Annotated in this window: 6 protein-coding genes; 1 reads left to right on the top strand and 5 read right to left on the bottom strand. The window is 67.6% G+C overall.

The genetic code is table 11. From position 1 onward, the window contains the following. On the bottom strand, nt 1–258 hold a 258-nt coding region (locus tag ABIR74_RS11690; RefSeq protein ID WP_348178292.1), incomplete at its 3' end, for a mannonate dehydratase. A gap of 270 nt (nt 259–528) precedes the next feature. Here ABIR74_RS11690 and ABIR74_RS11685 point away from each other — a divergent pair. After that, nucleotides 529–1,149 carry a transposase gene (locus ABIR74_RS11685; protein WP_348178290.1) on the top strand — a complete coding sequence of 207 codons (621 nt, stop codon included), beginning with the start codon at nt 529–531 and terminating at the stop codon, nt 1,147–1,149. Nucleotides 1,150–1,267: 118 nt separating this feature from the next. Here ABIR74_RS11685 and ABIR74_RS11680 read toward each other — a convergent pair whose 3' ends face one another. The 4 genes from ABIR74_RS11680 to ABIR74_RS11665 all read right to left on the bottom strand — a co-directional run. Next, nucleotides 1,268–2,443: an aminotransferase class V-fold PLP-dependent enzyme gene (locus ABIR74_RS11680; RefSeq protein WP_348178288.1), complete on the bottom strand. Its 1,176-nt coding sequence runs from the start codon at nt 2,441–2,443 to the stop codon at nt 1,268–1,270. Then, nucleotides 2,440–2,853, bottom strand: a complete 414-nt coding sequence (locus ABIR74_RS11675; protein WP_348178286.1) for a CBS domain-containing protein — start codon at nt 2,851–2,853, stop codon at nt 2,440–2,442. Before ABIR74_RS11675 ends, ABIR74_RS11680 begins: the two co-directional genes overlap by 4 nt. After that, complete coding sequence (locus tag ABIR74_RS11670) at nt 2,850–4,136, bottom strand: Glu/Leu/Phe/Val dehydrogenase (protein WP_348178284.1); 1,287 nt, start codon at nt 4,134–4,136, stop codon at nt 2,850–2,852. Before ABIR74_RS11670 ends, ABIR74_RS11675 begins: the two co-directional genes overlap by 4 nt. Before the next feature lie 33 nt (nt 4,137–4,169). Then, a partial coding sequence (locus ABIR74_RS11665; protein ID WP_348178282.1) for a hypothetical protein occupies nt 4,170–6,031 on the bottom strand: 1,862 nt, incomplete at its 5' end.

Below are 6,031 nucleotides of genomic sequence, written 5' to 3'. Positions count from 1 at the left end.
CTTGCCGGGGAGCCCGAGCCGGAGCCTGTCCATAGGCGGGTTGTCCTCGAGCACGGTGAGGCGAAAGCCCGCGTCCTCGACGAGCTGACGGTAGAGCGTCAGCGGCCAGAGCTCCCACGGCTGCTCGGGCGCGTGGGCGCGCCAGTCGACGGAGCCGCGCGGGAGGACGCCCGTCGCGTCCGTGATCCCGAGCTGGCGCAGCTGCGCCCAGGCGTCAGTGGGACGAGGCTCGAGGAGGATCTCGGCAAGGCGAAGCATGGCACGACGCTATCGGTTTCTGCAGTCAGGTCGCACGACGTGCTCCGATCCCATGTCGTAGACTCCCGCACGGCCTGGCGGGCCTGGCGATTGCGGCTACGGCACTTCCCCTCCCCTGAGAAGTGCGGGTGCTGTGCTGGGCCCGCCGCCTTTACCTTTCGCGTGCCAGGGTGAGGGGTGAGGCTTCAGCCTCACCCGCATTTCTGTCCGCAGCAGCCACGTCCCGTGAGAACACTTGTCAACTCGACGAGCTCGGCAGACCATGGCATCATGCCCCGACAGCCCCGCTCCGAAGCTCCAGGAGCCGTCCACCACGTCGTATTCCAGGGAAACGGGCGGTGCCGGATCGTGCTCGACCGGATCGACGCGGAACGACTCTGGAGTGGGTTCGAGATCGTCTGCAAGACCTGCGAGTGGGATTGCATCGCGGCTTGCCTGCTCGGTACTCATTTCCACACGTTTGTGCGGACAGAGGTGCCGAACCTTGGCGAAGGGATGCGACAGCTCCTCGGCAGCTATGCCCGCTGGTTCAACATGCGGCACGCGCGCGAAGGTCATCTCTTCCGAAGCCCTTTCTGGTCGACGCGGGTGACCACGAACGAGCACCTCCTCGTCGGGGCGTCATACGTCGCCCTGAATCCCGTCCGGGCAGGACTGTGTGCGCACCCCTCGGAATGGCTCTGGACGACCCACCGGGAGCTTGCGGGCCTCGAACCGCTGAAGCTGGTGCGCGCGGACGGGCTGCTGGCGTGGCTCGGGAACAACGACCTCGATCGTGGGCGCCACGCCTACCGGGAGATGATCGAGGACGACCTGATGCGGCTTCGCGCAACGCCCGGCTACCGCCACGCCTCGCTCAGCTACCTGCGCGAGGTCGAACAACGTCACTGACGTGCGGGTGAGGCTAAAGCCTCACCCCATGCCTCGCTGGAGTGCCTCACCCCATGCCTCGCTAGAGTGCCTCACCCCGCAACCACCCGCCGGCACAACCCGCTTCAGCCTCCCCCGCTCATCGCAGCGCCACGACGTCAACGAGCCGCTGGATCTCCTCATCCGTGTTGTAGTAGTGGACGGAGGAACGCACAACCGCTTCGAGCCCGCGGCCACCTAGATCGAGGCGGCTGTACGACGCGGGCGTCAGCGAGACGTTGATTCCCTCCGCGGAGAGCCGGGCGACGACGGCCTGCGCGGTCACGCCCTCGACCGTGAACGTGACGATGCCGCACTTCTCGACGCCCTGATCCTGCACGTCAACGCCCGGCAATGACTGGAGTTGCGTCCGCAGCGACGCCGCAAGGCCCTGAACACGATCGGCAATTGGATCGAGCCCCCAGCCGAGCGCGTAGTCGACGGCCGCCCCGAGGCCGAGCTTCGTGGCATAGCTCGTCTCCCAATTCTCGAAGCGCCGCGCGTCCTCGCGCATCACGTACGTCTCTCGACCGGTCCACTCGGCGGCATGCAGATCGAGGAACGGAGGCTCGAGCTGCTCGATCAGCTCCCTCCGCACGTAGAGAAAGCCCGTTCCGCGCGGGCCACGGAGGAACTTGCGCCCCGTGGCGGACAGCATGTCGCACTGGAGCTCACCCACGTTGGTCGGAAGCTGGCCGACGGACTGGCAGGCATCGAGCAGAAGGGGCACGCCGGCCGCGCGGCAGAGGCGGCCGACCGCGGCGGCAGGCTGGATGAGCCCTCCCTGCGAGGGAACGTGCACGAGCGACACGAGTCGCGCCCCGCGTGCGAGCTCGACCTCCAGCGCCGCCACGGAGATCTGACCGTGCTCGTCATCGGGAATCACCTGAACGACGGCGCCCGTGCGCTTCGCGACCTGGAGCAGCGCGATGTAATTCGATGCGTACTCTGCCCCGCACGTGAGAATCCTGTCCCCCGGCTGGAAGTCGACAGAGTAGAACGCCATGTCCCAGGCACGGGTCGCGTTCTCGATGATCGCCACCTCGTCGCGCGAGGAGCCGAGGAGGCGGGCGACGGAGTCGTAGACGGCTTCGACCCGGTCATGCTCGCGGGCCGCCGCTTCGTAGCCGCCGATTCGTGCTTCCAGTTCGAGGTGCTCGATCACTGCCTGGAGCACCACATCCGGCATGAGGCTCGCGCCTGCGTTGTTCAGGTGGACGACGGACTCGCAGCCGGGCGTCTCACGCCGGGCCTTCGCGACGTCGATCGGGCTCACGCGTTGCCCGGGGCGTCCGGCTCCTCGTCCTCGGCAAGGCGTCGTTGCAACACGCTCCGCGAGAGGACACCGACGAGCCGGCCTTGCTCGACCACCGGAACGCGCTCCGCGTCGTGCTCCTCGAGGAAGTGGAATGCCTGGTCGAGTGGCGTATCGGCGTCGATCGTGTAGTACGGCTCCTCGGCAAGTGCCCCGATCGCCGTCCTGCTCGGGTCGAGCCCTTCTGCAACCACCTTGGCGACGAGCGTCTTGCGCGTCAGCACGCCCGTGAGAGCCCCGTCCGCATCGACGACGTAGACCGCACGAACCTCGGGCGGCGTCAGCACCTTCCCGGCCTCCTGCGCCGACGCCGTCCCCGACAGGGAACGCGGGTCGGAGATCATCGCGTCACGAACGCGCTCGGTCGTCACGGGTACAGCCCGCGCGCCTCGAGCGCCGCCCCCACGTCCTTGATCCCCGCGACGAGAGCGGACGTGCGCAACGTGAGGTCCTTCTCCGTCGAGATCTCCCAGACGCGGTCGAATGCGTCGTTCAGCTTCTCCGAGAGCTTCGCACGAATCTCGTCGCGGCCCCAGAAGAGACGGCCGAGATCCTGTACCCACTCGAAATACGACACCGTGACGCCGCCCGCGTTCGTCAGGACGTCCGGCAGAATCGGGATTCGGCGTTCGCTCAGGATCGCGTCGGCGGTGAGTGAGATCGGCCCGTTCGCGCCCTCCGCGATCAGCTTGCACCGCAGGTTCGGTGCGTTCTCGAGCGTGACCTGGTTCTCGCGGGCCGCGAGCACGAGAATGTCGCACTCGAGCTCGAGCAGCTCCTCATTGGAGATCCGCGCTCCCGTCGGCCAGCCCTCGAGCGAGCCGTGCTCCTTCGCGTACGCGCTCATCGTCGCGATGTCCAGTCCGGCCGGGTCGTAGACACCGCCGGAGACGTCCGAGACGGCGATCACGGTCGCGCCTCTCTCCACGAGCTCGTGCGACGCGATCCCGCCCACGTTGCCGAAGCCCTGGACGACGCATCGCTGGTCGGCGAGCCTCCAACCCAGCCGGTCACAGGCGCGAGCGACCGTCATCACCACGCCTGCGCCCGTGGCCTCGTGACGGAACACCGAGCCGCCGATCGAGATCGGCTTGCCCGTCACGATCTCCGGCACTGCATGTCCCATCTGCATCGAATAGGTGTCCATCATCCACGCCATCGTCTGCTCGTTCGTCGCCATGTCGGGCGCCGGAATGTCCTCCTTGGGGCCGATGATCGGGAGCAACTCGGACGTGAAGCGACGCGTCAGGCGCTCCAGCTCGCCCTGCGACATCTGCCGGGGGCTGCAGCGCACGCCGCCCTTCGCGCCGCCGTACGGGAGGCGCAGCAGTGCGCACTTCCAGGTCATCCAGACCGCGAGCGCGGCGCACTCACCGAGTGTGACCTCTGGGTCGTAGCGGATGCCGCCCTTGGTCGGGCCGAGAACGCTCGAGTGCTGGACTCTGTAACCGGGGAAAACGACGCGCTGTCCGGTGTCGAGCCGCACCGGGCAGCTGACGATGAACGCGCGCTCGGGGAACCGCAGTCGCTCGGCAACATCGGGGTCGATGTCGGCATGGGGAACGGCCTGGTCGTACTGCGCGATCGCAGTGCGGTAGAGCGGGGAATCCCACTCCAGGGGCTCGTGCAGCTCCTCCTCGTGAATGCTCGCCATGGCGCGCGCAGTCTACTCGGTCGACAGGCTCCTCTAGGAGCGAAACGGCTCAGCGGGGCAGCTCGCGGCCAGCTCCGTCTCGTCGGCGACCGCAATCGAGCGCAGTAGGACGCCGACCGGCCTGTCGGTCTCTCCGGTGAGCGGCGCCTCGGTCGGATCGCGGTACACGTCCGAGACGTGGGGCGTCTCGATCTCGACGTCCGCGTACCCGCCGGGTGGCACACAGACGGACGTTCCGCGGTCGATCGACCCGTCAGGGGGGATGAATCCGTTCCAGACGTCGAGGTTGGAGCGGATCGTCAGGGGCCTTGGCTCGAGCGGGGCGGGTGACGCGACGGAAAGGGTGAGGAACCGTCTCAGAGCTGTCTGCTGGCCGGGCTTCGCGTACACCCTGATTCGCACGGGAACGTGCGGCTTCGTCCAGCCGTCCCCGTAGATCTGGCTCGTCACCCACTCAGCCCGCCACGGAACCTGCGGCTGCAGCAGATAGGCGCCTCGCTCGAAGGTGACCTGCCGAGCTGCGAGCCGAAAACGGACGTCGGAGCCGTGCGAGACGACGTATCCCGTCGACCCGGGCTGCAGCACGGCACCGCTCGTCGAGTCGAACGTGCTCGCCCACGGCGCATCTTCCTCCGTCCCCGCTCCGAAGTCGCGCATGACGACAACGCTCTCGTTCCAGAACTCGGCGTCCCACCAGTACGCGACGCCGGCCCAGTAATCGGGGCTGTTGACGGGGTACTGATACACCGTGACCCGACCCTGCGGGCCGACACTTCGGTCGACCCAGTTGAAGACCACCCCCTGGTCGAGCGTAACCGGCAACCCGTTCGTGCCGTTGACCGAGAACAGGCGGTCGAACGCGTAGACGAGGCCGCCGGGAAGGGCAATCGTGACGAGAGCGGCAAGCGTTACGACCACGACGCGCCTCGGGAGGAAAACCGTCAGCTCGACGAGCAGGGCGACGAGAACGATGCTGGCAAGCGGCAGGGCGACGTGAGCCCAGTAGACGGAGCCCGTCAGGCGGAGGAGCTGATCGTGCAGGATCGCGACGGGAGAGTCGACGTTCAGCTTTTCGTAGACCGGCAGCGGCCGGGTGGCGAGCCCAGCAACGACGACGCCGAGCGGCACGATCCACGCCCACCACCTCGGCCAGGAGCGCGAGACGAGGGACGCACCCAGTCCCACGAGAACCAATGGAAGTACATAGAAGACGTAGCGATCGTTCACCTGGCCGGCGGCGAAACGCTGGTTGAACGATGCCACCTCGACGCCGAGCAGGATGATGGCCGCGCACCCGACCGAGGCAAACGCACGTGCAGCCGGCGGAGCCGAGGGCCGCAACCGGTCGACGAGCCAGGCAGCCCCGACGACGAACGGCAGGATCGCGGTCGCCAGGGCGAGCGACGCGAGATGCTCCGCCGTCAACCGCACGAGGTCGAGATTTACGCGGATGTCGCTCGCGGTCACGGAGTACGAGCCGAGAACCGCGCCCGCGCCCCCGATGATCAACGCAGCGACGAGTGCGACCGCTCCCCCGGCGTAGACGCCCAGCAGAACCCTCCTCGTTCTGACCAGGTTCGCCACGGCCGATCGGGGTATCTCTCGACCTCGTGCGCCCGATCCGGAGGCTTCCAGCAACGCTTCAGCGATTACGGCAACGCCGAACACGACGAGGAGAACCGCGAACTGCGTGCGGGCCAGGATCGCGACCCCGATCGAGGCAAGGGCAACCGCGTCGAAGCGCACCGCCTTCCGATCGACCGCGACGCTCAATGCCAGAACAGCCCAGCAGAATGCCGGGTAGGCAACGACCTCCGTCAGCAGGAACGACGACAGCACCATCCACGGAGTCGCAATCGCCAGGCCTGCCACCCAGAGGCTTACGAGGCGGCCGA

This window comes from Gaiella sp. (assembly GCF_039915195.1).
Classification (GTDB): Bacteria; Actinomycetota; Thermoleophilia; order Gaiellales; family Gaiellaceae; genus Gaiella.
Note: the sequence above shows the minus strand (reverse complement) of the source record. Positions and strands in the feature narration are given on the sequence as shown.